This is a genomic window from Nonomuraea candida, assembly GCF_000725485.1.
Classification (GTDB): Bacteria; Actinomycetota; Actinomycetes; order Streptosporangiales; family Streptosporangiaceae; genus Nonomuraea; species Nonomuraea candida.
In genome coordinates, this window is sequence record NZ_JOAG01000029.1 from 1 (window position 1) to 26,224 (window position 26,224).

Sequence of the window (26,224 nt, forward strand, 5' to 3'; positions counted from 1 at the left end):
CGCCTAGTGACACGCCGCATCAGCGTGCCCGCAAGCGTTTCCGCAGCTCACAGCCCAGAACTGTGTGCTTTTCTCGCTACACATCTGCGGAACGCAGGTGCTGCAGGCGCTTGATTTCGCCGATCAACTGCGTCATCAGGGAGGGATCGATGCCCACCTGGTTCGGAGGTGGGCTCATCAGCGTGACTCCCCGGGCGGAAAGATCGGGGACCGCCCTGGCCACTGGCCCAGCGAATCCATCGGCTTCGCCGGTTCAGGGCTCGCGGGAGTGGAGTCGACCAGCGCGAGTGCCCGCTGGAAGACGCTTCTATACGCCAGGTCCCATGCCTTGCAGTCCTCGATGAGCCTGTCTGCGGCCCTGCCCTTCATCGCGCCGCTTTCGAGCAGGCCGACGAGCTTGCGCACGTCGTTGGCGTGCTGGTCACGTAATTGCTCGATCATCCGTCGAGCTGCGTTGATCTGTTCCTGTGTCGCCATCATCCTCGGATCCTTCGGATCTTTGAGACGGCTATCCCTGGGATCAATGTGACCATAAGGGGCACGGGTTGGCGCGTCGAGGGGAATTGCCGAACTGGTATTGACGCGACAATCGAGCGGAATGGCGCGACTCCTTGATCGCTTGTGGCTTGCGCGGTAACTGCGGCTCGTAGGCTCTGCGGCGGCCTTGAGCAGGGGGCTGACGGATACCCTCTGCTGATCTACGCTGGACTGCAGGTAACGGTCGGTGTCTTTCAGTCGATGGCATCGATGAGGCGAGATCGCATACGGGGAGTACGAAGGGCTGATTGCGTGGCGGGTGGTCGTAGCGAGTGGGAAAGGCGTCAGGCGGCTCAACGGAGAGAAGCTGAACGGCGAGCACGCGAGGCGGCCAGGCTGGCGAAGGAGAATGAGCGCGAACGCCAGCGCCGGCATCTGGAGAAGCAGCAGGCGTCAGCCGACCAAAAGACTGCGACGGTGGCGAAACGCATCGAGGAGCTTGATCGGATATTGGTCAGCGTGCTCCGAATTCGTCCCCTGGCGTTCGACCAGATGAAGGTTGTCCCTTCCGTGCAGCCGTTCAACCCCGGACGTATGGGAGTCGCTGAACGGCCTCCAGACTGGGGACAGTTCGCTCCGCCTACACCCTCCGGTATCAGCAAGATCTTCGGCGGTCAGAGCCGATATGAACGCAGCCTCCAGGAGGCGCGCGGGCGGTTCGACGGAGAGGTAGCTCAACATCGGAAACGCGAGGAGAAGCGTCTCCGCGAGCTTGACGCCGCTCGGACGGCCTATGATCGGCAGGTCGCCGCCGCCAAGGATAAAGCGGCAGCCGACAATTCCCAGCTGGACCGGCTGCGCGCCGAGTTCGACAATGGCCAGCCAGGCGCTGTTGAATGGTTCGCCGCCAAAGTCTTGGACAGCTCGGTCTACCCGAAGGGCTTCCCCCGCCTCTACCAGGTCGCGTACCGGCCCGAGAACCATGATCTCGTCGTCGAGTTCGAACTACCCCCGCAGAGCGTCATCCCGGATGTTCGCGGCTACAAATACGTCAAGGCACGGGACGAGATAGATCCGGTGCCCAGACCGCAGACCGAGGTCAAGCAGAGATACGTCAAGCTTCTCGCATGTGTCGCGCTGCGCACGCTCCACGAGATCTTCGCCGCCACTCCCGGCAACATCATCGAGGCGATCGTGTTCAACGGGCGCCTCAACACCATAGATCAGGCGACTGGCAAGAAGGTGCGCCCCCACCTGCTGAGCGTCCAGGCCGAACGAGCGGCCTTCGAGGAGTTCGTCCTCGCCGATGTCAATCCAGTGGCGTGCCTGAAGCGTCTCAACGCCTTGGTCTCTCCGAACCCCTATGACCTGGAGGCGATTGAGCCGTTCATCGCCTTCGACCTCAAGCGCTTCCGTTTCTCCGCGGACATGGATGTCGTCGCAGGGCTGGATTCACGTCGCGATCTCCTGAAGCTGACTCCGACGGAGTTCGAACATCTCGTCAGAGAGCTGTTCATCGCCATGGGGGCGGAAGCCTGGACCACCATCCCGTCCAAGGACGGCGGCGTGGACGCGGTGGCCACCAGTAACAACCTCTTCTTCGGCGGAGTCTGCCTCATCCAGGCGAAGCGATGGGCGGGGCTTGTCGGGCTGGACGCGGTCCACGCGCTCACCGGCGTCATGGCAGACCACAACGCCACTACGGGTGTCCTGGTCACCACCTCATGGTTCGGGCGTGCCAGCGAGCAGTTCGCCCAACGGAACAGGATCACCTTGATCAACGGCGCCGAGCTCAAGCACCTCATCAAGCAGTACTTGAACATCGATGTCATTCCGGGGACAACACCCCCTCGGAATGCGAGAGTCTCGGACAATACGCAGTCTGGCCGCCCAGGGCCCGACGCCTGAACGCAGCTCTGCAGGGGGAGTGGATACGGCGCGCCTACTCCTGCATATGAGCCCCGCGCATGATGGTGATGCCTTGGAGGACGTTTCTGACAACGTGGTCGGCTCGGTGTTCGTGGCCTGGCCACGTGCCTCGGTCGACCCAAATCGCGCGCAGGCCGGCGCCCTGCGCGCCTTGGATGTCTGCGATGAGGTTGTCGCCCACCATCCAGCCGCCTTCGGCGAGGCTGACTCCACACCGCTCGGCGGCGATATGGAAGAGCCGGCTCTCCGGCTTGCGGACGCCCTCGACTCCCGATACGGCGTATCCGTCCACCGCATCGGCCAAGCCGGTCCGCTGGAGTTTGCCGAGCTGGTTGTCGGCCATACCGTTCGTGACGATCCCGACACGCCATCCTGCGGCGCGCAGCTCGGCCAAGGCTTCGGGCACTCCTGGGTAACACCGCACGAGATGCGGGATGCGCTTACGGTATGCGGTCCACAGCGCATCGACATCCTCGGGAAGCGCGAAGTGCTTGCGTATCTGTCCGAAGAACGCCTCACGATGTGGATGCGTGTCACGATCCAGAGAGGCGAGCCACGCGACGCCATCCGGCCCGAGCCGCCACTGTTCGGCGAACTCCTTCGCCCAGTGCAGGAACGCGGTGTCGAGGTCGACAAGCGTCCTGTCGAGGTCGAAGAGGGCGAGGCGCTGCACGTGGCCACCCTAGACGTGAGGTGCTCGCCGACAACAGAGCAGGCCCGAGGGGTATCGCTGCTGACTTCGGTCTAGTCCCCTTGAACCCGTGGTACGCGCATCAAACTGGCGAGATACTCCCGCAGGGCCGGATTGACCGCATAGATGACTGTCCCCCGCATACCTCTCGTGAGCAGAACCTTATACACATTGCGGACAAGCTGGTCGAAGTCGCTGTCGGAGACTGACTTGCGGCTCTTGAAGGCGGGATCCTTGTTCTCGCTGCGAACAGTAACCAGTTGGCCGTCCTGAACGGTCAGGTCGGGGCCCAGAATGACGCCGTTCCAGTCGTACTCGAACCCTTGGGCGGTATAGACGCACCCGACCTGCCCGAATCCGTTGGGCTCGCTGGCCCAAAGCATGCTGGGTGGGTAGTCGCCGACGGCGCGGTCCTTCTTGACGTTCCATGGCCGCGCCCAGTCGCCGATGACGACGTCATTGACGAGGGTGTCATCGGAACGCGGTTCGCTCCATGGCCAGCAGTAGCCTGCGGTCATGCGGGCGGTGCCAGGCTTGGCGCGCAGGAACGCCTCAAGCTCTTGTGGCGAGTCGGCGAGCCGCACCTCGAAGGCATCGTCTCCGTCCCACTCCATCGGCCCGTCGTCGGCCAGGCCGAGCAGCCGGAGAACCCACTGTTCGTACTTCCTGCTGCCGCCGCAGCGGAACTGCTCGTCGAGCGATACGAACCGCACGTCATAGCCCTTGGTCCGGGCATAGTCCTCGATCCCCGCCACGGTGCCGAGTTCCCCTGGTCGCACGACTTGGTGCTGATCGAGGAGGAAAACCGGAACACGAGCCGTGGACAGCAGCTCGTCGAGCTGGCTGCGGCCCGTCCTCTTGGCCGCAGGGGTGAAGCGGTTGGTGGACGTCTCGCGGATGCGATGAGCTTCGTCGCAGATCAGCACATCCATGCCGTTCTGCTCGGCGTCGGTGAAGCTGTTGAAGTACTTGAAGAGGTTCTTGATCCGGGTGCTGCCGCGACCGGGGTAGCGCCGCATGGTCTGGGTGAATGACTGCGAGCCGGTGGCGTGCAGTGCCGACCGGCCCTGCCGGTAAAGCTCGCCGAGAAGTGACAGAGCGATGACGCTCTTGCCGCTCCCCGGCCCCCCGGTGACGACGACGACCTGCTTGAAGTCCGCTCGTCGAGCTCTGTCGACGGCGCCCATGACCAGCTCGTACGCGACCTGCTGCTCATCCAGCAACGTGAACTGCTCGCGCTCGCGGATCTCTTTCGAGGCGTAGGCCATCAGCTGCTTGCTCGGCGCGACTGGGCTGGACAGGAGCCGATCCGCGGCGTTTGCGCCCGGCTTGTCCGACAGTCGCTCGCTCAGATAGCGGAGAAACTCTCCGCGCCGTTGTTTGGTGAACAGGCGGCTGCGCTCGTCGCGCACCTGCTCCGACAAGCCGTCGATGTCCAGGTCCATCGCGTTGTGGAGGTACGCGGCTCCGTGCACGGCGTTCGGCTTGCCGCTGAGCACGCCGAGGAAGTCGCACATGTACTCGCAGTACCGGCGTACCTGCTCGGCGGGATGCAACATCTCGCCGCCCGGCATGCCGTCCACGATGACCAGATGCTCGCCTGATTCGGACGGCTCGGCACGGCTCCACTGCTTGAGCTCGACGACGACGTACGAGTCCTCGCCGGTCCGTGGATGTACGCCTGCGAGGACTACGTCGGCTCGCCGGCTGGTCAGTGGAAGCTTGTACTCCACGAGCATTTCCACTCTGCCCAACCCGGCATCGAGCAGGTCGCGTGCGAGAACCGGCAAGCTGTTTTGCCAGGACTTGATCTCGGAGGGAGAAGGGCGGCGTCCAGTGGATGCTCTTACGTTCTCAGCGATCGCTTCTATCAGGGTGGTTTCGAGTGGAGAGGCCAGCAGGCTTTCAGCCGTCGTTCTCATCACCATTGACGCTGCCCCTGCCCTCGAAGGTGTGTCTGTCCCTTCTCGGTTGAGTGGGTGGTCACCTTCAACATCCTGTGTCCAACTTTCTGAGCCAGCTGAGAAATCCGGTGAGCTGCTCGACCTCTTCTTCGGCCGGAGCCGTCAATATCGACCCGTGATGATGGGCGAATCGGTTCCGTATCCGACGCACACCAGCGACTTCCTCCACAAACGCCGCCTGATCGATGCGCCAACCGAGGCGCGCCCAGCAGTCTGGCCGGCGAAGCAGATGCTCGATGTTTCCCAGGCTCAACTCGTTCACGGAGCCAAGAGACGGCTTACTGGATGCCTCCTGGAGCTCGATAACGGTTGGGAAGGCCACGTCGATGATGCGCCGAAGCCGACGCTCGATCTCCCCAAGCAGCCGATGGGGAGCGCTGAAGCGATCAAGAGCGGTTATGGCATCGCGGAGGGTAACGATGCCGTTGATACGTGACTGATCGTCCTCAACGAATGCGAACTCGTGGCGTTCGAGCAACGGCAGGATCTCCTGCACCTCGGCGTCGAGGTCAACTGTCTTAGCAGGACGGATAGCGCCCTTCAGGACCTGTTCGCGACTGCAGAGCCGGGCGATGGCAATGGACTCCAGTGTCACGACACCGATCAACGTCAAAGCATCGGTCAGGACAGGCAGCTGGCCTATACCGTGACGAGTCAGAAGAGTCTCAGCTCGAGCCAGGCTGTCGGTCGTCGACAGGCTGATGAGTCGGCCCGGACGAGCGGAAGGGAGGTCGGCAACCCGCAGCACGATGCTGCCGTCGTGTGTCATCGGTGGCCCCAGGGCCAAAGGACGTGCGTGCAGGGGCGCGCGAAGGCGACCATGCGTTTGGGCAGCATGGGCTACTCCTACGGGTAGGGGCTGTCCTGGACCGCTATGCGGCGGATGCCCGTCGGGCCGTCTGATGTTGAGACGATAGCGTGCCAAGGCGACAGTCCGCACCATTGATGCGTATAGGGCGAGCACGATGAGAGCGAACTACTTGGACATATCGGCTAATACTGCCGTGGGAGGGGTGCGCCCTATGGGGCATCTCTGCAGATCAGAGGGAGGATGTGCTGTAGGCGTCCTAGCGGAGGATGCTCTCTGGCCAGCACCTAAGTGCCGAGTATCGTCCTTCGCCCTTGCAGCCGCCGGCACGCCCACCGGATAGTCGCTGCGCGTCAAGCGAGCGGGTATCCGGTGCCTGGGAGTCGATGCCTCGTCGTATAAGTGGAGGTGTGGGTGTGCCGCTACAGCGTGCTAGGCCGCGCATCCCAATAAAGACTCCTGCTGCGACGCACGTCCAATACTCGAACTCCATTGAGATGAAGGAAGTATTTGTCGCAGGCGTGTGTCAGCACAATTGTCGCTCCTCCCTTCTGCATACAATGACTGATCAAGACATTCGAGATATTGCTGCGGGCAGCAAGCCGGCCAGATGATCCCGCAGCTCAGGATCAACCGCATAGATGACCGTGCCTCGCATGCCTCGCGTGAGCAGGACCTTGTACACATTGCGCACCAGCTGGTCGAAGTCGCTGTCGGGGACCGACTTACGACTCTTGAAGGCAGGATCCCTGTTCTCGCTGCGAACGGTAACAAGTCGACCGTCATGGACAGTCAGATCGGGGCCCAGGATGACGCCGTTCCAGTCGTACTCGAACCCTTGGGCCGTATAGACGCACCCGACCTGCCCAAAACCGTTCGGATCACTCGCCCACAGCATGCTCGGCGGGTAGTTTCCGACGGCGCGATCCTTTTTGGTGTTCCACGGCCGCGCCCAGTCATCGATGACGACATCGCTGACCAGAGTGTCGTTGGGCAGGGGGTCGCTCCATGGCCAACAGAAGCCGGCGGTCATGCGGGCGGTGCCAACTTGTGTCGCAAGATCCGCTTCGAGCTCCTGCGGTGAGTCGGCGAGTCGTACCTCGAAGTCCTCGTCCCCATCCCACGCCATGGGGCCGCCAGGGGCCAGCCCGAGCAGCCTGCGAACCCACTGCTCGTACTTGCGGCTGCCGCCGCAGCGAAATTGCTCATTGAGGGAGACTCGCCGCACGTCGTAGCCCTTCGTACGGGCATAGTGCTCGATGCCCTCGACGGTGCCGAGTTCCCCAGGGCGGACGGCCTGATGCTCATCGAGCAGGAACACCGGCACCCGAGCCGTAGACAGCAACTCGTCGAGTTGGCTGCGTCCAGTGCGTTTGGCGGCAGGAGTGAAGCGGCTGGTAGAGGTTTCGCGGATGCGGTGAGCTTCGTCGCAGATGAGGACGTCGAGGCCGTTCTGTTCGGCGTCAGTGAAGCTGTTGAAGTAGTGGAAAAGGTTCTTGATCCGGGTGCTGCCTCGGCCAGGGTAGCGCCGCATGGTCTGAGTGAAAGCCTGGGAGCCGGTGGCGTGCAGCGCCGATCTGCCCTGCCGGAAGAGCTCGCCGAGAAGTGACAGAGCGATGACGCTCTTGCCGCTGCCGGGACCTCCGGTGACGATGACGACTTGTTTGAAGTCCGCGCGCCGGGCGCTGTCAACGGCGCCCATAACCGTCTCGTACGCGACTTGCTGCTCGTCCAGAAGAGTGAACTGTTCGCGTTCGCGGATCTCTTTGGAGGCGTACGTCATGAGCTGCTTGCTCGGCGCGACGGCGCTGCTGAGGAGTCGATCGGCCGCCTCAGCTCCTGGCTTGTCCGACAGTCGTTCACTCAGGTAACGCAGAAACTCGCCGCGTCGCTGCTTGGTGAAGAGCCTGCTGCGTTCGTCGCGGACCTGATCTGACAGGCCGTCGACGTCCAGGTCCATGGCGTTATGCAGGTATGCCGCGCCATAGACGGTATCCGGATTGCTGCTGAGCGCTCCCAGAAAGTCCCGCATGTACTCGCAGTATCGGCGGACCTGTTCGGCAGGATGCAGCGCTTCGCCGCCGGGCATGCCATCAACGATCACGAGATGCTCGCCCGCTTCAGAGGGCTCGGCCCGGCTCCACTGCTTGAGTTCGATCACGACGTAGGAATCCTCGCCAGTCCGCGGGTGGATGCCGGCAAGCACCACGTCCGCACGTTTGCTGGTCAGAGGGAGCTTGTACTCCACGAGCATCTCGACCCTGTGCAAACCTGCGTCAGCGAGGTCACGAGCAAGGGCCGGCAGACTGCGCTGCCAAGACCTGACTTCGGAGGCGGAGGAACGACGCCCGGTGACGGTTCGCACGTGTTCGGCGATGGCTTCCGCCAGGGCGGCCTCGCTGGGAGAAGCGAGTACGTTATCGACAGAAAGCCGCAGCGCCGTCACAGACATCCCCCAGGGCAGCACGAGAGAACTCGTGCGGGTGGGGGCATATCCGCTCCGGCCGGAGCCGTACGAGTGCGGAAGCCCGTCGGGCCGCATCGCGTGGTCGCCCAAAGAGTAGCGGCGGCACCGGCATGAGGGAGCCGCAACAGAACACCGACAGATGGCGTGGTCTCCCCACTTTGCCCGCCTCCCGCCTCTGGGCGTGAACTCGGGCGGTCCATCGGGCGGCGTATCCTTGCCGGTCGCGCGATGTCCGAATAATGGATCTTATCCCTTATAAATCAATACATGTATCTGTTCGATGGGACCATCGCTCAAGCCGCTGCGCAGCTACGGAATCCGCAGTTCTATGCCGAGTGCGTCCGTCGGTTCACTGACGCCTATGGCGTTGCCCCTGGGCCGTCAGAGCAGGGGAGTTGGCGGCGAAGCTGGCCGGCGCTGTTGAAGGCGCTCACCGCGGCAGGCCTCGGCGGCCTGCGCATCATGTTGGAGTATCCGCTGCCAGGGACCGGGCAACGAGCTGACGCGGTGGTGCTAGGTCAGCGAGTCGACGACGCCAAATTGGTGGCGGTCGTGGTGGAGCTCAAGCAATGGGAGCAGGCGGAACGGCACGCTGGCGATGCGCTACTGCTCGACGTTGGTGGAAGAGTTGAGGAGCATCCGGCGCGACAGGTCGGCAGTTACGTGCACTACCTCACCAACTGGGTAGGCGAATCCATCGACATGGAGGTCAGAGGCGTTGTCATCATGCACAACGCCGGTCCATCGTTCGTCGAATGGTTACGTGAGCTAGTTGCGCGCGGTCCCAGCTCGGCCTATCCGATCCTCGGGCAGACCGATCTGGAACCCGAAGCCCCAGCCAGACTGTGCGCTGACCAGATGGCTTGCGGCGACCTTGAGCCCCCTTCGACGGCGCTCGTGGAGCGTTTCGTCGAAACGCAGCACTTGCCCTCTCCGAAGCTGCTCTCCCGAGTCGCTGACGCCATCAAGGGAGTCGGCGGTTTCACACTGATCGGTGATCAGGACAAGGCTCGTCTGCATATTCGCGATGCCGCTATAGCTGTCGAGCACGGCCGGTCGGGACACGTGATCGTCGTGACGGGAGGCCCCGGCACCGGCAAGACTGCCATCGCGGCCCGCGTCCTCGGGGACCTCTGCCTGCGTGGTGGCGCGAATCCCCGCCTACTGACTCCCTCGGGAGCGTTGACCAAGCAACTCAGTCGAGCGGTTGGAGCCACCGCCAGAGGGTTGATCACCAACATCGCCAAAGGGATACCGGGCGGATTGTCGGAGAGCAGCATCGTGCTGATCGACGAGGCGCATCGTCTGCATACCGCCACGAAGCAGCGAGCAACAGAATTTCCGGACATACTGCTGCGGCTCGCTGAAAGAACTGGTGCGATAGTTCTTTTTCTGGACGAGCGGCAGATCATCCGTCCGAGCGAGGGCACAACTCTTGAGGAGTTGCGCCGTATAGCTGAGCACCTGAACCAGGCGTTCACCCACATCGATCTAACTGTCCAATTCCGCTGCGCTGGTTCCCAAGTCTACCTGCACTGGATCGACGACCTGTTCGCCCAGGAAGGCTCACCCTCCCTGTGGCTGGGTGAAGATTATGATCTGACCTTGGCTGAGTCTCCGCTAGACCTCGAGACCTGGACGAACGATCACATCGCGCGTGGGCGCAGTGCTCGGATCGCAGCAGGGTTTTGCTGGCCATGGAACTCGCGAACAAAGCCACCGCTGTTGCCGGAAGTGGCTATAACCTGGGGCGACAGCGGGGGAAACGAGCAGACCTGGAAGCTGCCCTGGAACTCGCGTGCAGGCGAAGTCATTGGTAATGAGGCTGAAATTCCAGGACGTCCTTATTGGGCAACCGACCCAGGAGGACATCGGCAAGTAGGATGTATCTACACGGCGCAAGGATTCGAGTACGACTACGGGGCGGTCATCATTGGCGAAGACCTCGTACGGACTCCTTCGGGCTGGATGGCGCGGCCAAGTAAGAGTCACGACAAAGAAGTCAACTATCTAACGCCCGAGAAATATCTCTTCTACGCGCTCAACACGTACCGCGTGCTTGCCACACGTGGGACGAAGGGTACGCGCCTGTATTCGACGGATCCGTATACTCAGCGTTTCCTGCGCACTCTTCTGCCAGGAGCCTGAAGCAAGCCGGTCCCCCTGCTGAAGCGTCGGTTCAACTGCGTGGCCTCACCTCATCCAGCCACAGCCTGCGTTCGAAGCCGCCTCGCTCAACTCGCTTAAGGCGTGCGGCCTCCTTAACCGCGTCGTCGGAGTACCCCAACGTCGCGGTCAGGGTCATCAGAACCTCATAGATGTCAGCCAGCTCCTCAAGACGACCACCCGGCTCGGCGCGACGCAGCTCTTCAGCCTCCTCGGCGAGCTTGGCTGTCAAGGCAGCGACCAGCTCGGACGCGCCGAGCACGCGAACTTTGGCCATCTTGCCATCGGCCTCGATGATCTGAGGGATCTGATCCCGGACCAGCTTGCCGTAGACGATCGTCTGTTCGTCGCGCAAAATTGTCGCCCCCTTGGCTGATACTGCTCACATGGACTACCGCCGCGGTGTGGTCACAGGTGAAAGCGTATGGCGCGCCATCGTGCTCTACGGCGCGAACTCGGCCACCTACAAGTTCGCCTTCGGCGCGACCCTGCTCGAGGTCGCTGCCACCGGTCGTAACCATGTCACGCTCGACGAACTGGCACCGCGGTACGCGGAACTCCTCTGTGAGGGCCTTCAGCGTCAGCCCCGACAGGGAACCTCGGCTCGCAGCAGGTTCCTCGACGCCTGCCGTGCGTTCAACGCCGGCGAGCTCGACCGCGACACGTTGCACCGGCGAACGGTCCAGCTCGGCTTCAGCAACGTCGTCGACGCATTCCCCAAGCTGGGCGGGGACCAGGCACCACTGAGCTACTACGAGGATCAGCGTAAGAATTCCGCCGCACCCGGCCTCGTGCTGCGCGACGAATTGCTTGAGCTCGCTGCCTCGGTGCACGCGCAGGACCTCGATGCAGAAACTGCCGCCCGCTGGCGGCTGGTGGAGACGGCGTGGGCCACGGGCATTTCCGATGGGGTCCTGGGCCCGTCGCTCATTTATGACCCTGACAAGCAGGCCCTGGTCCTCCAGTCCAAGCAGCGTCGGCGAAGCGTGACCGGGGTGGTCGCCGCACTCAACGGCTATCAGGACGGTCGCTGCGCCTACTGCAACGAGCTTATGACGCGGCTCGTAGGCGCTGGACCCATCGTTGAGCACGTCCTGCCCTGGAAGTTGCTCACCCGTCAGTGGCATGGCCCTGACGTCGACGCCATCTGGAACCTCGTCCTGGCCTGCTGGTCCTGCAACAACGCCAAGCGGGATCGAGCTCCGCACGAGACGTGGATGCCATGGCTCGAACAGCGGAACAACGACCTCATCGAATCACGTCACCCACTACGCGAAGTGCTCATGGCTCAGACCGGTACAACGACGGCCGAGCGGCGTCACACCCTCAAGCGCGCGTACCGGAGGGCGACAGAACTTCTCCCAGCGGTTTGGATGCCACCCGTAGCTGGCCACCTCGCATAGAAACCTGGCTGAGGCGTACACGGCGGATCCCCATCAGGCTTCCGACTTCTGGTCGAACGGGGGCAGATGGTACTTGTATCCGACAGGGGAGAGCCGAGCTTGATCTAGTGACCAGGGATGAAGGATCGAGGCTTTGCCTCCGCTAACTGTGATCCCACCGTCGTGGTCTCGGCTTACAACGATGTTGCTGAGTACGAACAGGGCCACGTGCGGGTAGTCCTTGGCGTGTTGGACTTCGTTGGGCGTGAGAAGAATCTTCTGCGGATCGCCCGTCGTCCCCTTGACTTCGACATGCCAGGCGGCGCCGTCGATCTCGACCACATAGTCGAAGCTCTCGGTACGCGAGGTGTCCGTGACCTTGCCGAGCTTGCTGTAGTGGAGGAGCGCCTCGTTCATCGCGTGCGTCTCGACCGCTACCTTCACCTGCTGGTCTGTAGCGAAGCCTTGCCCCTTGCGGGACGTTCGTGGTCGACCAGCGGCGGCGGCGACCTGGCGTTCGGCCTCCTCAACGCCGCTTCGAGTGAGAACCGTAGGGGGCCGCTCTCCGACGAGTGCTTCTACCGCTTCCTTCACCTCTGGGAGTACATCGAGCACTGCGTTCGGGCACTTGGCAAGGTATGTCTGCCAGGTCCGTAGGGAGTCCTGGTACTGAATCCACGGAAAGTAGAGCCGCTGTCCGGGGAACTCCGCCTGCAGAGCATCTCGGACTGCGAACAGAGCTAATCGGCGTTGCCGGAGGACCGCTAAGGACAACGGTTCGGCCAGAGGGCGGTAGTCCGCGAGCGCAACGACGAGGCCGGGGAGCCATCCTGGCTTGGCGCCGGCTTGTCTCGCGTAGGAGCCACGTGCGACCCACCAGATCGGCTCGTTGTACCGCTCGCCTGTCGCGCGGCTGACGCCCACGATCTGCTCTGCCCCGCTGTCGTAGTGAACGACGAGGTTGTTGGCCTGGACGGCACTGACCAGTGCGTAGCCTGGGGTGCTCACGCCGCCCCGAGCAGCAACGGGCGCCTTGAGGTCGCTGCCGATGTCATCTCGTCGCGTGATTTCCATGAACAAGTTCTCATCGGACCGCTGTGACCACCAGTACGCGACCATGGTCCCCATCCTGCCGCAGCTGGATCTTGGACTCCATAGGTCCGTACTTGGCTACCGAACTCGGCTCTTCTGCAGCTCCCAAGGAAGCACGAACTGCTTCCTGAGCTGGGGAAACACAATCAAGATCATCCCGTATATATCCCGTGATCAAGGTCCTACGGCTGCATTCGGGTGCCTTCGGCGACCTACCAAGGGACTGGAAGCAAAAGACCTGCGGTCAAGAAACCGCAGGTCAGATGGCCAAAAGCCTGGTCGAGATGAGTGCCCCCGGCAGGATTCGAACCTGCGGCACCCGCTTTAGGAGAGCGGTGCTCTATCCCCTGAGCTACGGAGGCGGACGCCAGTAAGCCTAGCGAAAGTCTGGCACTGTGTGGGACGTCGGGGCGCCGTCAGTTTGGCTGGGTTGGTTATGGGTGCTCTGAGCTGCGGTAAAGGCATGACAAGTGATCAGAATCTTGCTCAACGGGGGCGGATAGCGTCTGCCTGTGACCAGGAGGCGATGCACGCAAGCCCGTCGGCGGCCCGTCGTGTTGTTCGGGGCGTTGCTGGCGCCGGCGATCCTTGCGGGAGGGCTGCTGGCGGGGGAGATGGGTGGGTTCGAGGGGAGTGCGGCAGCCGGCTGGGCTGGGGCTGGGGGCGAGGGCGAGGGCGGTTCGGTGGTGGGGGTGGGGTTCGAGGCTGTGCTGGTGCCTGCGCCGGTGCGGCCGGATCGGCGGTATGCGCGGGTTGTGCCTGCTCCCGTGCGGGTTCGGGTGGTGGAGCGGGAGCCGGACGTTTCGGTTGGGGAGAGCAGGGCGGAGGCTCCCGATCGGGAGGTCGCCGGTCAGGAGGTTGCCGATGACGAGGGCGTGGACGTGGAGCCTGTCACGCCGGCTCCGGTGGAGACCCAGTCGGGGTGTCCGGGGGAGTGGGCGGATACCTGGTTGTGGGAGTTGTGCCGGGATCGGGAGCAGGAGGCGGCTGCGGGGGAGAGTTGGGTGCCTGGGATCTGAACCGTGCGTGATCGGCCGGCGTACTGAGCTGTAAGGGCGGGTTAGAGGGTCATGGTGCGAGAGGAGAGAAGAGGAAGGAGGGGGAGGGGCGCGGCCGGTGCTGGTGGGCTGGTGTGGGGTGGGTGGTTCGTAGGGGCCGGGCGGGTGGGCAAAGTGGGTTATTTGTCTCATAGCGGCTCTTCGGAGTTCGGTCCGGGCACTCGGGGGGCTGTAGTAACGTGCGTGCCTGACCCGGGTAACGAGTTTGCAAACGGAGGAGTCGAACGTGCCAGCCCCTCGATCAGCGGGTCTGATCGCGGTTGTCATGGCGGTGGCTTCTCTCCTCGTGCTCGTCGGGGTGGTGCCGGCGCAGGCTCACGTACGCGTTCAGCAGGTGCAGCAGGGGCTCGAACGGCGGGATCCGTCTAATCTGACCGAGTTGCGGAAAGAGGCGGAGAAGTCGGCCAAGGAGCTCGAAGAGGCCACCAAGGCGCTGGAGAAGCGGCGGGCCGACATCGCGGCCTCCGAGAAGGAGCTCAAGAGCAAGCTGACCACGTTGCAGAACCTCGAGCGGCAGCTGGCCGTGATGCGGCAGCCTGTGTCGCAGCTGGCCGAGTTGTTGTACCAGCAGCCGCTCGTGGCCGGTGGCGTCGTGCCGTTCCTGTCGGGGAGCGCGGACGAGAAGACCCTGCGGGCCCTCATGGACACGAACCAGATGGTGGCCCAGCGGCAGCACGCCGTCGAGCAGACCAGCGCGTTGTACAAGGAGGCCGAGCGGCTCGCCGCTGAGGCGCAGGAGCTGCGGGCCGGGAACCTGCTGGCCGAGGCGCAGCTCGCGGCCGAGGTCGACACGTTGCGGCAGCGGTCGGATAAGATCGTGAAGTCTCTCACCGCGGCGCTGGTGAAGCTGGGGATCAAGATCGACAAGGTGGGGCGGGCGGCGCTGGGGTGCAACCCGCTGCGGGCGGCCACGGCCGACCAGTATCCCAACGGGCTCATTCCCAAGAGCATGCTCTGTCCTTTGCAGCAGAAGGGGTTCAGTCTCAGGGCCGATGCCACCATCGCCTTCGTGAGCCTGAACGAGGCCTATCGGCAGCGGTTCGGCAAGCCGATGTGCGTGACCGACGCCTACCGGAGCCTCGCCGAGCAGCAGTCGGTCTACTACCGGCGGCCCGGGTTCGCGGCGGTGCCGGGGCGCAGCAACCACGGCCTCGGGCTGGCTGTGGACCTGTGCGGTGGCGTGGAGAGGGCCGGGTCTCCGGAGTTCGTGTGGATGGAGAAGAACTCCAAGAGGTACGGGTGGTTCCACCCCTCCTGGGCCTACAGCAGCCCGTTCGAGCCGTGGCACTGGGAGTATGATCCCAAGATCGACTCGCTGCTCTGAGCCCGCCCGGGGTCAGGCCGGGGCCACCTCGGCGCTGCAGAAGGCGCAGCGGGAAGCGGCCTTCGGGATCTCCGACAGGCACTCGGGGCAGTCACGGGTCGTCGACTCGATCCTGCCGGCGGCGCGCTCCTTGAGGTGGGTGTACGGCCTCACCACCAGGAAGTAGATCACTGCGGCGATCATCAGGAACGAGATGACGGCGTTGAGGAAGTTGCCGTACATGAAGTTGGACTGGCCGACGGTGACTTTGAGCGAGGAGAAGTCGGGCAGGCCGCCGAACGCCGAGATGAGCGGCGTGAGCAGGTCGGCCACGAACGACTGCACGATCGAGTTGAACGCCGCGCCGATGACGACCGCCACGGCCAGGTCGATGACGTTTCCCTGCATGAGGAACTTCTTGAATCCGTTCATGACAAGGAATCGTAGTCGCGTGATTACTCTGAGTTGGATTTGATGGTGAGTGACAGGCGGGCGTGGGCCTGGGCGGTGGCCAGGTCGGCCGCCTGGGTCGGAGTGGTGGCGACCACGATCAGGGTGCCGGCTCGGGAACCGGCGCCGGCGCCGAGGGATCGGTCGATGGGGCTGTCGGTCTCCTGCGCGGCGGCGCCGGGGATGGTCAGGACGGTGGTGTCGGGGGCGATCTGGCGGGCGGGGGTGGCGGGGTCGTAGGCGGCCAGGAGGGTGATCCGCGAACCGGGGGAGAGCAGGGCCGCCGCGTCGGCGTCGGCGATGCGCACCGGGGTGGCGACCATGCCCGGAGGCAGGCGGTATGAGGTCAGCAGGCGGGCGTCCGTCAGCGGCTCGCCCTGGCGCATCGGGGTGGCCAGGGTCTGGCCCGCGCCGATGGTGAGCACGGCGCCCGCGGGCGGAGGGTCGAGGGTGGCCGGCTGGAAGTCCTCGGCGCGGAGGGGGCCGGGCGTCAGGTCGCGGGAGGCCACCAGGACCGTGGGCGTGGCGGGCCCGGGACTGATGGTCTCGAGAACGGCGATGACGGAGATGGCGGCCAGCGCCGCCGCGACGAGGCGGCGGCGACGGCCGTGGCGGGACAGCCAGGACGAGCCGATCACGGCAGCTCGAAGGGGAGCTTGATGCCGTCGAGTGCCGAGCCGCAGGGGCAGGCGCGCTCCTCGGGCAGGGCCTGGACGGTCTCGGCGACCAGGGTGCGCATGCGGGTGACGTTTTGGGCGAAGAACTCCAGGACCTCGTCGTGGGTGACGCCCTGGCCGGCCTCGACCCCGGCGTCGTGGTCGGTCACGAGCGAGATCGACGTGTAGCAGAGCGCCAGCTCGCGGGCCAGGATCGCCTCGGGGAAGCCGGTCATGCCCACGATCGACCAGCCGTTGCGGGCGAACCACTGCGACTCCGCGCGGGTGGAGAAGCGCGGGCCCTCGATGACCACCAGCGTGCCGCCGTCGACGGTCTCCCAGCCGGCCGAGCGGGCGGTCCGCACGGCCGCGGATCGGCCCGACGGGCAGTAGGGGTCGGCGAACGAGACGTGGACCGCGCCATCAATGTCGTAATAAGTCTGAGTGCGCCCAGAAGTGCGGTCTACGAGTTGGTCGGGGATCACCAGGGCGCCCGGGCCGTACTCGGCTCTCAGCGAACCTACGGCGCTCGGCGCGAGCACCTGGCGGACGCCGAGCGAACGCAGTGCCCAGAGGTTGGCACGATAGGGGATGCGGTGCGGGGGGAAGCGGTGATCTCGCCCGTGTCTGGGGATGAACGCCACGGAACGCGAGCCGATGCGCCCGACCGTGACGACATCGCTCGGGGGGCCGTAGGGTGTGGCGAGTTCGACCTCCTGCGCGTCGTCGAGCAAGGAGTAGAAGCCCGAACCGCCGATGACACCGATGTCTGCGCGAGTGACCATGGCGCCGAGAGTAGCCGGAGCGGGGGCGGGCGAGGATGGGCCGAGCGGCGTTCTGTGGATAAGGGCGAGACTCAAACGGCGTTCTGTGGACGACTTCATCGCTCTGGGTGCGCACACCAGTACGAAGAGTAGGATCGCCGCATGCGGCACCAGGGCCTCGGTCTCATCATCCTCGCGCTCATGCTCGGCATGCTGCTGGCGGCGCTCGATCAGACGATCGTGTCCACGGCCCTGCCGACGATCGTGAGCGACCTGGGCGGGCTGGAGCAGTTGTCCTGGGTCGTCACGGGTTACATGCTGGCCTCGACCGTCTCGACGCCGCTGTGGGGCAAGCTGGGCGACCAGTACGGCCGCAAAAGGCTCTTCATCGGCGCCATCTGCATCTTCCTGGCCGGCTCCGCGCTGTGCGGGCTCAGCCGGAACATGGGGGAGCTCATCGCCTTCCGCGCCCTTCAGGGGCTCGGCGGGGGCGGGCTGATGGTGCTGGCCCAAGCGATCGTGGGAGATGTCGTGTCGGCCCGGGAAAGAGGGCGCTACCAGGGGTTCTTCGGCGGCGTCTTCGCCGTCTCCAGCATCGTCGGGCCGCTGCTCGGCGGGCTGTTCGTCGATCACCTGTCGTGGCACTGGGTCTTCTCCATCAACCTGCCGCTGGGGGCCGTGGCGCTGTTCGTCATCGCCGCGGCGCTGCCGGCCGACAGCACGCGGACCAGGCACCGGATCGACTACGCGGGGGTGGTGCTGCTCGGCGGGGCGACCTCGTGCCTGGTGCTGATCACCACCTGGGGCGGGACGGCGTACGGATGGCACGATCCGGTCATCCTGGGCCTGGCGGCTTCCGCGGTGGCCCTGGTGGCCGGCTGGATGCTCGTCGAACGGTGGGCGGCCGAGCCCGTGCTGCCGCTGGGGCTGTTCGGCGTCAGGGCGTTCGCGATGTCGTCGGCGGTGGGGTTCGTGGTGGGGTTCGGGATGTTCGGGGCGCTCACGTACCTGCCGCTCTTTCTGCAGGTCGTGCACGGTGTCAGCCCGACGTTGTCGGGGGTCTACCTGCTGCCGATGATGGCCGGGATGCTGACCATGTCGATCGTCAGCGGGCAGATCATCTCCAAGACCGGCAAATACCGTTTCCTTCCCATCGTGGGCACCGCCGTCGCGTCCGTGGGGATGACCCTGCTCTCGACGGTCACCGAGTCGGGCAGCCTGTTCACGCTGGGGTGCTACCTGCTGGTGCTCGGGGTCGGGCTGGGGATGACCATGCAGGTGCTGGTGATCGTGGTGCAGAACGCGGTCGACTTCAAGGATCTCGGCGTGGCGACGTCGGGGGCGACGTTCTTCCGCTCGATCGGAGGGTCGTTCGGGGTGGCGACGCTCGGGTCGGTGTTCTCCGCCACCCTGGACTCCGACCTGCGGGAGGCGCTGCGCGGGGCGCGGCTGCCGCCGGGGTTCGATCCCGGGAGGATCCAGGAGGACCCGACCGTCATCCAGCGGCTGCCGCCCGGGCTCGCGCAGGGGTTCCTGCACGTCTACGCGGACGCGATCGCGGCGGTCTTCCGGGTGGCGGCGCCGGTGATGTTCGGGGCGTTCCTGCTGAGCTGGCTCATCCCGCAGAGCAGGCTCAGGGAGACGACGAAGGCGGCCGACCTGGGGGAGGGGCTGGGGGCCACGTCCGCGGAGCGCTCCTCGCTGGCCGAGGTCGAGCGCGGGCTCGTGCGGCTGGCCGACGCCGATCTGCGGCGGGGATACTACGACCGGCTGGGGGCCCTGGCGGGGCTCGAGGGCATCTCGCCGCAGGGGGTCTGGGTCATCGCCAGGCTGGGCGGGGAGGGGTGGGTCGCGGCGGGGGAGCTGGCCCGGCGAGCCCACGTGAGCAGGGAGCACGGGCGGCCGTACGTCGATCAGCTCGTGGCGGCCGGGCTGGTGCGGCGTTCCGAGGACGGTGAGGCGGTGCGGCTGACGGAGGAAGGGCAGCAGGCGGCGGTGCGGCTGCTGCGCTGCTCGAGGGAGGGGCTGAGACGGCTCGTGGCGGATTGGGGGGAGCATCCGCAGCTGGAGCGGCTCGTCGACCGGATCGCGCCGGAGCTGCTCGGGGCGGCTGCCGATCGTCCTCCTTGAGTTCCTTCTCGGAGCCGACCGTTCCTCAGGCTCGTGGGCAGCACGTCTTGCGGCAGCCGGCGGGCTTCTCGGCGCAACGGCCGCCGTGGGCTCTCATGCCGAACGCGAATGGCTCACGTCGAGCCGCAGGCGCTCATGCCGAACCGCGGCGCGGCGGCAACGGGCGGCGCCTGTGCCGCGGGTCGTGCGACGGCCGCCGCGGTTCCCGGGGTGCGGGCACCGCGGCCGGGCGAGGCGCACCGGGGGCCCCGGTGCGCGGGCGGTCGTCAGCTGGAGGCGGCGGCCGGAGCGGGGGTCGAGGTCGAGGTGGAGGTCGACGAGCCGGAGTCCGACGACTTGCTCTCTCCGGACTTCGACGACGAGGCAGCGGACGTGCCGGACGTCGAGGTCGAGGAAGACGAGCGGTTGTCGGTCCGGTAGAAGCCCGAGCCCTTGAACACGATGCCGACGGCGGAGAACACCTTCCGCAGGCTGCCCTGGCAATCCGGGCAGACCGTCAACGCATCGTCGGTGAACTTCTGGACGACCTCGAGCTGCTCACCGCAGTCGTTGCAGGCGTACTGATAGGTCGGCACGCGCTCCTCCTTACAAGCTTTGGCACTCGAGCGATGCGACTGCTAATGGTAACCGATAGGGTCAAACACCTATTCCAACCCCCGCTCTCCGTACCAGCCGGCCAGCTTTCCGCTGCGGCTCACGGCGCGCAGGCGGCGTTCGACCTGGTCACGGCATGCGGCGGTGGTGACCAGCAGGAGCTGGTCGTCCGCCCGGATCCTGGTGCTGGTGGCGGGGACGAACGATCTGCCGTCGCGCACGATGAGCGTCACCTGGGCGCCGGCGGGCAGGCGGAGCTCGAAGATCTCCACGCCGTGCAGGCGGGAGCCCGGCGGGACCTTGACCTGCAACAGGTCGGCCTTGAGCTCTTCCAGGGGAGCCGACTCCACCGCCAGGTCGTGGGCCTCGCCGGGCGAGGCCACCCCGAGCAGGCGCGCGGCGAGCGGCAGCGTCGGCCCCTGGAGCAGGGTGAACACGACGACGATCACGAAGACCTGGTTGAAGAGGTCTTTGGAGCCTTCGACGCCGGCCGCCCACGGAATGGTCGCCAGGACGATCGGGATCGCGCCGCGCAGCCCGGCCCACGACAGGAACGCCTGGTCGCGCCAGCTCGTCCAGCCGAGCCGCAGCATCCAGGCCAGCGCGGAGCTGGCCACGACCGAGAGCGGGCGGGCCAGGAGGACGAGGACCGTGCCGGTGATCAGGCCGGGGACGATGGCCGCCGGCATCTCGTCGAGGTCGGCCAGCATGCCGAGCATGACGAACAGGCCGATCTGCGCCAGCCACGCCGCGCCCTCGGCGAAGCCCCTGGTCGCCGCCCGGTGCGGCAGGCGCGAATTGCCCAGGATGAGGGCCGTCAGGTAGATGGCCAGGAAGCCCGAGCCGTGCAGCAGCACGGCGCCGCCGTACGAGACGAAGGTGAGCGCCAGCACGGCGATCGGGTACAGGCCGGAGGCGGGGAGCGCGACGCGGCGCAGGGCGTACGCGCCGGTGGGGCCGACCGCGAGCCCGACGGCCGCGCCGATGATCAGCTCGACCGAGGTCTCCAGAAGGAACGTTCCCAGCGTCGCCTGGGAGTGGGAGGCCCCGCTGAGCAGCACCACGGCGATGACCGTGGGCGCGTCGTTGAAGCCGGACTCGGCCTCCAGGACCCCGGCCAGGCGGGACGGGAGCGGCAGCCTGCGCAGCACGGAGAAGACGGCCGCGGCGTCGGTGGAGGCCAGCACCGCGCCGAGGATCAGCGCCGAGGTGCCGTTCAGCCCGAGCAGCCCCTGGGCGAGCAGCGCGACGACGACGATGCTGAGCGTCACGCCCACGGTGGCCATCACCAGCGCCAGCGGGACGGAACGCCGCACATGGGACCAGGTGGTGGTCAGACCGCCCTCGGCCAGGATCACCGCCAGCGCGGACAGCCCGACCTGCTGGGCGAGCTGGGGGCTCTCGAAAGGGATTCCGAACCCCGAAGGCCCCAGAGCCACCCCGAAGCCGAGAAAGATCAGAAGACTGGGCAGGCCGGTGCGATGCGCGAGGCGTACGGACGCGATGGCCGCGATGACGATCGCAGCACCGAGAAGGAGCCAGACGTCGATTGTCATCTGGCTCCCCTCTCGTATCGGCTTTCACACAAGCCTAGTGAGTCCGGAGGGGGTCATCACATAGCGGACCTGGCGATCATGTGGTTCGGCCGGGACGCCGTCGATCAGCTCGCCGTCGTGCAGGAGCGCCACCGTGGGGACGTTGGGGCCGACGCGCGCCAGGGCCCGGTCGTACGAGCCGCCGCCGCGCCCCAGGCGCACCCCCGTCCGCCGGTCCACCGCCAGGGCGGGCACGATCACGAGGGCGGCGGTGCGTACGGCGTCCACGCCGCGCCGCGTGTCGACCGGCTCCATGATCCCGTAGCGGCCGGGGGCCAGCGTGTCGGGCCCGTCGTACACCGCCCAATCCAGGTCATTGTCCGCACGGAGGACGGGCAGGATGACGGTGGCTCCATGTTTCCAGAGAGCGAACACGAGCCCGTGCGTCTCCGGCTCCACCCCTGCCGACCAGTAGCAGGCCACCAGACCGGCCATCTGGACCCAGGGCTGTTCGAGCAGCGTTTCGCGGACCTTGATGGCGTTTGCGCGCAGTTGTTCGGGGGAGAGGGAGCTACGCGCCGCGATCAGCTCGCGGCGCAGGTTCAACTTGTCCACAGGTCCCTCCACTAGGGTCTACTCATGGCTGACTTCGACCCTGTGACGAAAGCCGTCGTGCCCGCCGCGGGTCTGGGCACCCGGTTCCTCCCGGCGACCAAGGCGACACCGAAAGAGATGTTGCCCATCGTCGACAAGCCCGCGATCCAGTATGTCGTCGAGGAGGCCGCCTCCGCCGGGCTCCTCGACGTCCTCATGGTCACCGGCAAGAACAAACGCTCGATCGAAGACCACTTCGACCGCGCCTTCGAGCTGGAGGAGGCCCTTGAGGCCAAGGGCGATGAGCACCGGTTGTCCCAGGTCCGCGAGCCGGCTTCGCTGGCGACCCTGCACTACGTACGCCAGGGCGAGCCGAAGGGGCTCGGCCACGCGGTGCTCTGCGCCAAGCACCACGTGGGCGACCACCCGTTCGCCTGCCTGCTCGGCGACGACCTGATCGACCATCGTGACCACCTGCTGCGGCGGATGATCGAGGTGCGCAACACGTTCGGGGGGAGCGTGATCGCGCTGATGGAGGTGCCCAAGGAGTCGGTCTCGCTCTACGGCGTGGCCACCATCGAGCCCACCGACGAGGAGGACGTCGTCCGCGTGACGGACCTCGTCGAGAAGCCGCCGGCCGATGAGGCGCCGTCCAACTGGGCCATCATCGGGCGCTATGTGATCGACCCGACGGTGTTCGAGGTGCTGGAGCAGACGCCCCCGGGGCGCGGCGGGGAGATCCAGCTCACCGACGCGCTGCGCACCCTCGCCGCGCGCGGCCCCGAGGAGGGCGGGCCGGTGCACGGCGTGCTGTTCCGCGGGCGGCGCTATGACACGGGCGACAAGCTCGACTATTTGCGGACCGTGGTGAAGTTCGCGGCGGATCGGCAGGATCTGGCGCCGGAGTTCGTGCCGTGGCTGCGGGAGTTCCTTGATGAAATCAGTTGACGCGCATCTGGCCGAGATCCTGGCCACTGTACGTCCGCTGGCGCCCCTGGAGCTGGAGCTGGAGCAGGCCCTGGGGGCGACCCTGGCCGAGGACGTGTCGTCGCCGGTGCCGCTGCCGCCGTTCGACAACTCGGCCATGGACGGCTACGCGGTCAGGGCCGAGGACCTGTCGGCGGTTCCGGTCACGTTGCCGGTGATCGACGACGTGGCGGCCGGATCGCAGGAGCTGCGGGCCGTGGGGCCGGGGCACACCGTGCGCATCATGACCGGCGCCCCCGTGCCCGCCGGCGCCGACGCCGTGGTGCCGGTGGAGTGGACGGACGGGGGAACGGTCTCCGTACGCATCGACCGGCGGGCCGAGCCCGGCAATGCGATCCGCCGGGCCGGGGAGGACGTGCAGGCCGGCGAGGTCGTGCTCAGGGCGGGCACCCTGATCGGCGCGGCGCAGCTCGGCATCATCGCGGGCGTCGGGCGGCGGCGCGTCTGGGCGCGCCCCAGGCCCCGGGTGGTCGTGATCTCCACCGGCGCCGAGCTGGTCGAGCCCGGCGGTACGCTGTCGCCCGGGCAGATCTACGACTCCAACAGCTACACGCTGACCGCGGCGGTGCGGGAGGCGGGGGCCGAGGGCTACCGCGCCGGGTCCGTGGGTGACGATCCGGGCATCCTGCTCGACCAGCTCGACACGCACCTGGTGCGGGCCGACGCGATCATCACCAGCGGCGGGGTGTCGATGGGGGCGTACGAACCGGTCAAGGAGGCCCTGGGGCCGCTCGGCACCGTCCGGTTCGAGAAGGTGGCGATGCAGCCGGGGATGCCCCAGGGGTTCGGCGTCCTGGGGGAGGACCAGGTGCCGATCTTCGCCCTGCCCGGCAATCCGGTGTCGTCCTTCGTGTCGTTCATGCTCTTCGTACGGCCGGCGCTGGACAAGATGCGCGGGCTGCCCGAAGGCATCCCCGAGACGGTGAAGGCGCGGACCGCCACGTCGTTGCGGTCGCCGTTCGGGCGGCGGTCGTACCTGCGCGGGGTGCTGGCCGGTGACGGCACGGTGTCGCCGGCGCAGAGGCAGGGCTCTCATCAGCTCGCGGCGCTGGCGTCGGCGAACGCGCTCATCGTGGTGCCCGAGGAGGTGACCGAGGTGGAGAGCGGGGCTTCGGTGGAGGTGATCCGGCTGTAGGCGGGGCCGGGGGCTGGTGCGCTCACCCGGGCTCGGACGCCCGGGGCCTGTGCGCGGGCTGAGGACGGCGTGTCCGGGGCTTGTGTGCGCCTTGAGGCTCGTACGCGTCCGGGGCTTGTGCGCAGGTCAGGCTCGTACGCGTCCGGGGCTTGTGCGCGGGGTGAGGCGTGTGCTCGTCCGGGGGCGGGCGGCCCAGGTGGTTTCCGCTGCGGAGGCGGCTCTTGGGGGCCCGTTATGGGATGCTCTGGGGTGGTTCGGTGTTGTGTGAGGTTGGGGTGGAGTTGCCGTGAGTGAGCTGACCCATATCGACGAGACCGGGGCCGCCCGCATGGTCGACGTCTCGGCCAAGGACGTCTCGGCCCGCAGCGCCACGGCCACCGGGCGGGTGCTGCTGTCGGCCGAGGTCGTGGAGCTGCTGCGGTCGGGCGAGGTGCCCAAGGGCGACGCGCTGGGGGTGGCGCGGATCGCCGGGATCATGGGCGCGAAACGTACGCCCGACCTGATCCCGCTCTGCCATCCGATCGCGCTGCACGGCGTGAAGGTCACCCTCGACGTCGAGGACTGGGGCGTGGGGATCACGTGCCGGGTGAAGACGGCCGACCGTACCGGGGTGGAGATGGAGGCGCTGACCGCGGTGTCGGTGGCGGCGCTGGCCCTCATCGACATGGTGAAGGCGGTCGATCCGGGCGCGGTGATCACCGACGTGCGGGTGGAGGAGAAGCTGGGCGGGAAGACGGGCCGATGGACGCGGGACGAGGCATGATCCGGGCATTGGTGATCACCGCCTCGAACCGCGCGGCGGCCGGGGTTTATGAGGATAAATCCGGGCAGTTGCTGGCCGAGTTGTTGCGGCAGGAGGCCGGCTGCGAGGTCGAGGGGCCCGTGGTGGTGCCCGACGGCGAGCCGGTCGAGAGCGCGCTCCGTGACGGGGTGGCGGGCGGTTATGACGTCATCGTCACCACCGGCGGCACCGGGCTGACGCCCGCTGATCTGACGCCGGAGATGACCGCCCGGGTAATTTCCCGCGAAATTCCCGGCATTGCCGAGGCCATTCGTCTGGCTAATCGGGAGAAGGTGCCTACTTCCGTACTGTCCAGGGGGCTGGCCGGGCAGGCGGGGAACACCTTGATCGTTAATTTGCCCGGATCAACCGGTGGCGTACGCGACGGCGTGGCCGTACTCGCCCCGATTCTGCGGCACGCCGTTGATCAAATCCGCGGCGGCGATCACCGCGCTGAGCGTTGATCTTCCAAGAGGTACGCCGGCAGCGAAATTCCGGCGGCCGATCGGGCGGGTGGCGGTGAATCCGATCGCCGGTCGATGATCCGTGGCGACATCGCGCCCGATAGGGGGATGATGAGAGGTGTGGATCGACTTCGTGGCTGGCCGGTGACCCTCAACGAGGGTCCGGTAGGCCTCCGGCCGCTACGCCTGAGCGACGTGCGCGTGTGGCGCGAGACCCGGCTGCGCAACGCCGAGTGGCTGCGCCCGTGGGAGCCGAGCAATCCCGAGACGCCCCTGTTCAGGACGGGTCTCGGGCCGTACATCTCCATGGTCGGCACCCTGCGCCGCGAGGCCAGGCAGGGGCTGGCGCTGCCGTGGGTGGTGACGTACGAGGGCCGCTTCGCGGGACAGCTCACCGTCGGCGCCATCGTGTGGGGATCTGCCCGTTCTGCGCAGGTGGGTTACTGGATCGATGGGGCAGTGGCCGGTAAAGGGATCATCCCCACAGCCCTCGCCATGGCCGTTGACCATTGCTTTTTCACCACCGGATTGCATCGGCTGGAAGCGAACATCCGCCCCGAGAACCAAGCCAGCCGTAGAGTGGTTGAGAAGCTGGGTTTCAGGGAAGAAGGCATTCGGCGTCGCCAACTCCACATCGACGGAGCCTGGCGCGACCACATTTGCTACGCGCTGACCGTTGAGGATGCTCCTGGCGGGCTGCTCGTGCAATGGCGTCGTGCTCGTGAGTCAGCCGCTCGCGGAGGATCTTCCGTCGAAGAGGTTTGACGATCTCGCGACACACCGCACCGAATGCTCGT

The 26,224-nt window shown here is 66.3% G+C and carries 23 protein-coding genes and 1 tRNA gene; 10 read left to right on the forward strand and 14 right to left on the reverse strand.

The annotated features are described in order from the left end of the window. Positions 1-177: 177 nt before the first annotated feature. Positions 178-480 (reverse strand): hypothetical protein, encoded by a 303-nt coding sequence (locus IO39_RS26735; RefSeq protein ID WP_043628564.1) that lies wholly within the window; start codon positions 478-480, stop codon positions 178-180. A gap of 474 nt (positions 481-954) precedes the next feature. Between IO39_RS26735 and IO39_RS56130 the strand changes: the two genes are divergently transcribed. Continuing rightward, complete coding sequence (locus IO39_RS56130; protein WP_211267178.1) at positions 955-2,385, forward strand: restriction endonuclease; 1,431 nt, start codon at positions 955-957, stop codon at positions 2,383-2,385. Positions 2,386-2,419: 34 nt separating this feature from the next. On the opposite strand, the gene IO39_RS26745 is transcribed toward IO39_RS56130, so the two are convergent. The 4 genes from IO39_RS26745 to IO39_RS26760 form a co-directional block, all read right to left on the reverse strand. Continuing rightward, on the reverse strand, positions 2,420-3,079 hold the full coding sequence (locus IO39_RS26745) for an HAD family hydrolase (protein WP_043628566.1): 660 nt from the start codon (positions 3,077-3,079) through the stop codon (positions 2,420-2,422). Between the two features lie 71 nt (positions 3,080-3,150). Then, a complete protein-coding gene (locus tag IO39_RS26750; RefSeq protein WP_245642265.1) occupies positions 3,151-5,019 on the reverse strand; it encodes a DNA/RNA helicase domain-containing protein in 1,869 nt (622 codons plus the stop codon). A 67-nt stretch (positions 5,020-5,086) separates the two neighbouring features. Beyond that, positions 5,087-5,830, reverse strand: coding sequence for a CBS domain-containing protein (locus tag IO39_RS26755; RefSeq protein ID WP_169789120.1), 744 nt, complete (start codon positions 5,828-5,830; stop codon positions 5,087-5,089). A gap of 607 nt (positions 5,831-6,437) precedes the next feature. Next, positions 6,438-8,336 (reverse strand): DUF2075 domain-containing protein, encoded by a 1,899-nt coding sequence (locus IO39_RS26760; protein ID WP_245642267.1) that lies wholly within the window; start codon positions 8,334-8,336, stop codon positions 6,438-6,440. A gap of 267 nt (positions 8,337-8,603) precedes the next feature. Between IO39_RS26760 and IO39_RS52960 the strand changes: the two genes are divergently transcribed. Continuing rightward, positions 8,604-10,484, forward strand: coding sequence for a DNA/RNA helicase domain-containing protein (locus tag IO39_RS52960; protein WP_084773548.1), 1,881 nt, complete (start codon positions 8,604-8,606; stop codon positions 10,482-10,484). Between the two features lie 31 nt (positions 10,485-10,515). On the opposite strand, the gene IO39_RS26770 is transcribed toward IO39_RS52960, so the two are convergent. Further along, positions 10,516-10,857 carry a nucleoside triphosphate pyrophosphohydrolase gene (locus IO39_RS26770; protein WP_043628574.1) on the reverse strand — a complete coding sequence of 114 codons (342 nt, stop codon included), beginning with the start codon at positions 10,855-10,857 and terminating at the stop codon, positions 10,516-10,518. A gap of 31 nt (positions 10,858-10,888) precedes the next feature. Between IO39_RS26770 and IO39_RS26775 the strand changes: the two genes are divergently transcribed. Next, entirely contained in the window at positions 10,889-11,905 is a 1,017-nt protein-coding gene (locus IO39_RS26775; RefSeq protein WP_052423410.1) for an HNH endonuclease, read from the forward strand. 33 nt (positions 11,906-11,938) lie between these two features. On the opposite strand, the gene IO39_RS26780 is transcribed toward IO39_RS26775, so the two are convergent. Together IO39_RS26780 and IO39_RS26785 are read right to left on the reverse strand one after the other, a co-directional pair. Next, the gene (locus IO39_RS26780; RefSeq protein ID WP_043628576.1) at positions 11,939-13,003 is read right to left on the reverse strand and encodes a protein NO VEIN domain-containing protein; all 1,065 of its coding nucleotides are present in this window, start codon (positions 13,001-13,003) and stop codon (positions 11,939-11,941) included. Between the two features lie 262 nt (positions 13,004-13,265). Next, positions 13,266-13,338 (reverse strand) — tRNA-Arg (locus IO39_RS26785). Between the two features lie 961 nt (positions 13,339-14,299). Between IO39_RS26785 and IO39_RS26795 the strand changes: the two genes are divergently transcribed. Further along, positions 14,300-15,358, forward strand: coding sequence for a M15 family metallopeptidase (locus tag IO39_RS26795; RefSeq protein ID WP_043628582.1), 1,059 nt, complete (start codon positions 14,300-14,302; stop codon positions 15,356-15,358). Between the two features lie 12 nt (positions 15,359-15,370). On the opposite strand, the gene mscL is transcribed toward IO39_RS26795, so the two are convergent. The 3 genes from mscL to IO39_RS26810 are packed head-to-tail and all read right to left on the reverse strand — an operon-like array spanning position 15,371 to position 17,228. Beyond that, positions 15,371-15,769: a large conductance mechanosensitive channel protein MscL gene (mscL, locus tag IO39_RS26800; RefSeq protein ID WP_043628584.1), complete on the reverse strand. Its 399-nt coding sequence runs from the start codon at positions 15,767-15,769 to the stop codon at positions 15,371-15,373. Positions 15,770-15,792: 23 nt separating this feature from the next. Continuing rightward, positions 15,793-16,425, reverse strand: a complete 633-nt coding sequence (locus IO39_RS26805) for an RcpC/CpaB family pilus assembly protein (RefSeq protein WP_043628586.1) — start codon at positions 16,423-16,425, stop codon at positions 15,793-15,795. Further along, positions 16,422-17,228: an S-methyl-5'-thioadenosine phosphorylase gene (locus IO39_RS26810; protein ID WP_043628587.1), complete on the reverse strand. Its 807-nt coding sequence runs from the start codon at positions 17,226-17,228 to the stop codon at positions 16,422-16,424. The genes IO39_RS26805 and IO39_RS26810 overlap by 4 nt, the downstream gene beginning before the upstream one ends. A gap of 141 nt (positions 17,229-17,369) precedes the next feature. Here IO39_RS26810 and IO39_RS26815 point away from each other — a divergent pair, with 141 nt between their 5' ends. Next, a complete protein-coding gene (locus tag IO39_RS26815) occupies positions 17,370-19,337 on the forward strand; it encodes an MFS transporter (protein WP_043628588.1) in 1,968 nt (655 codons plus the stop codon). A gap of 266 nt (positions 19,338-19,603) precedes the next feature. Here the strand turns inward: IO39_RS26815 and IO39_RS26820 are convergent, their stop codons facing one another. The 3 genes from IO39_RS26820 to IO39_RS26830 form a co-directional block, all read right to left on the reverse strand. After that, a complete protein-coding gene (locus IO39_RS26820) occupies positions 19,604-19,912 on the reverse strand; it encodes an FmdB family zinc ribbon protein (RefSeq protein ID WP_043628589.1) in 309 nt (102 codons plus the stop codon). A gap of 69 nt (positions 19,913-19,981) precedes the next feature. After that, complete coding sequence (locus IO39_RS26825) at positions 19,982-21,487, reverse strand: potassium/proton antiporter (RefSeq protein ID WP_084773550.1); 1,506 nt, start codon at positions 21,485-21,487, stop codon at positions 19,982-19,984. Between the two features lie 24 nt (positions 21,488-21,511). Continuing rightward, a complete protein-coding gene (locus IO39_RS26830) occupies positions 21,512-22,081 on the reverse strand; it encodes a 5-formyltetrahydrofolate cyclo-ligase (protein ID WP_043628590.1) in 570 nt (189 codons plus the stop codon). A gap of 24 nt (positions 22,082-22,105) precedes the next feature. Here IO39_RS26830 and galU point away from each other — a divergent pair, with 24 nt between their 5' ends. From galU to IO39_RS26855, 5 genes are all read left to right on the forward strand, one after another. After that, positions 22,106-23,008 (forward strand): UTP--glucose-1-phosphate uridylyltransferase GalU, encoded by a 903-nt coding sequence (galU, locus tag IO39_RS26835; RefSeq protein ID WP_043628592.1) that lies wholly within the window; start codon positions 22,106-22,108, stop codon positions 23,006-23,008. Beyond that, complete coding sequence (gene glp / locus IO39_RS26840) at positions 22,995-24,182, forward strand: molybdotransferase-like divisome protein Glp (RefSeq protein ID WP_043628594.1); 1,188 nt, start codon at positions 22,995-22,997, stop codon at positions 24,180-24,182. The genes galU and glp overlap by 14 nt, the downstream gene beginning before the upstream one ends. A gap of 286 nt (positions 24,183-24,468) precedes the next feature. Next, on the forward strand, positions 24,469-24,945 hold the full coding sequence (moaC, locus tag IO39_RS26845) for a cyclic pyranopterin monophosphate synthase MoaC (protein WP_043628596.1): 477 nt from the start codon (positions 24,469-24,471) through the stop codon (positions 24,943-24,945). Then, complete coding sequence (locus IO39_RS26850) at positions 24,942-25,427, forward strand: MogA/MoaB family molybdenum cofactor biosynthesis protein (RefSeq protein ID WP_157548941.1); 486 nt, start codon at positions 24,942-24,944, stop codon at positions 25,425-25,427. The genes moaC and IO39_RS26850 overlap by 4 nt, the downstream gene beginning before the upstream one ends. A gap of 111 nt (positions 25,428-25,538) precedes the next feature. Next, entirely contained in the window at positions 25,539-26,192 is a 654-nt protein-coding gene (locus IO39_RS26855; protein WP_043628819.1) for a GNAT family N-acetyltransferase, read from the forward strand. Positions 26,193-26,224: the final 32 nt, after the last annotated feature.

Excerpts from the sequence above, each read along its gene's own strand:
- IO39_RS26735 (WP_043628564.1), bottom strand. The coding sequence starts at position 480 with ATGATGGCGACACAGGAACAGATCAACGCAGCTCGACGGATGATCGAG.
- IO39_RS26750 (WP_245642265.1), bottom strand. The coding sequence starts at position 5,019 with ATGAGAACGACGGCTGAAAGCCTGCTGGCCTCTCCACTCGAAACCACC.
- IO39_RS26755 (WP_169789120.1), bottom strand. The coding sequence starts at position 5,830 with ATGACACACGACGGCAGCATCGTGCTGCGGGTTGCCGACCTCCCTTCC.
- IO39_RS52960 (WP_084773548.1), top strand. The coding sequence starts at position 8,604 with ATGTATCTGTTCGATGGGACCATCGCTCAAGCCGCTGCGCAGCTACGG.
- IO39_RS26775 (WP_052423410.1), top strand. The coding sequence starts at position 10,889 with ATGGACTACCGCCGCGGTGTGGTCACAGGTGAAAGCGTATGGCGCGCC.
- IO39_RS26780 (WP_043628576.1), bottom strand. The coding sequence starts at position 13,003 with ATGGTCGCGTACTGGTGGTCACAGCGGTCCGATGAGAACTTGTTCATG.
- IO39_RS26795 (WP_043628582.1), top strand. The coding sequence starts at position 14,300 with ATGGCGGTGGCTTCTCTCCTCGTGCTCGTCGGGGTGGTGCCGGCGCAG.
- mscL (WP_043628584.1), bottom strand. The coding sequence starts at position 15,769 with ATGAACGGATTCAAGAAGTTCCTCATGCAGGGAAACGTCATCGACCTG.
- IO39_RS26810 (WP_043628587.1), bottom strand. The coding sequence starts at position 17,228 with ATGGTCACTCGCGCAGACATCGGTGTCATCGGCGGTTCGGGCTTCTAC.
- IO39_RS26815 (WP_043628588.1), top strand. The coding sequence starts at position 17,370 with ATGCGGCACCAGGGCCTCGGTCTCATCATCCTCGCGCTCATGCTCGGC.
- IO39_RS26825 (WP_084773550.1), bottom strand. The coding sequence starts at position 21,487 with ATGACAATCGACGTCTGGCTCCTTCTCGGTGCTGCGATCGTCATCGCG.
- galU (WP_043628592.1), top strand. The coding sequence starts at position 22,106 with ATGGCTGACTTCGACCCTGTGACGAAAGCCGTCGTGCCCGCCGCGGGT.
- glp (WP_043628594.1), top strand. The coding sequence starts at position 22,995 with ATGAAATCAGTTGACGCGCATCTGGCCGAGATCCTGGCCACTGTACGT.
- IO39_RS26850 (WP_157548941.1), top strand. The coding sequence starts at position 24,942 with ATGATCCGGGCATTGGTGATCACCGCCTCGAACCGCGCGGCGGCCGGG.
- IO39_RS26855 (WP_043628819.1), top strand. The coding sequence starts at position 25,539 with ATGAGAGGTGTGGATCGACTTCGTGGCTGGCCGGTGACCCTCAACGAG.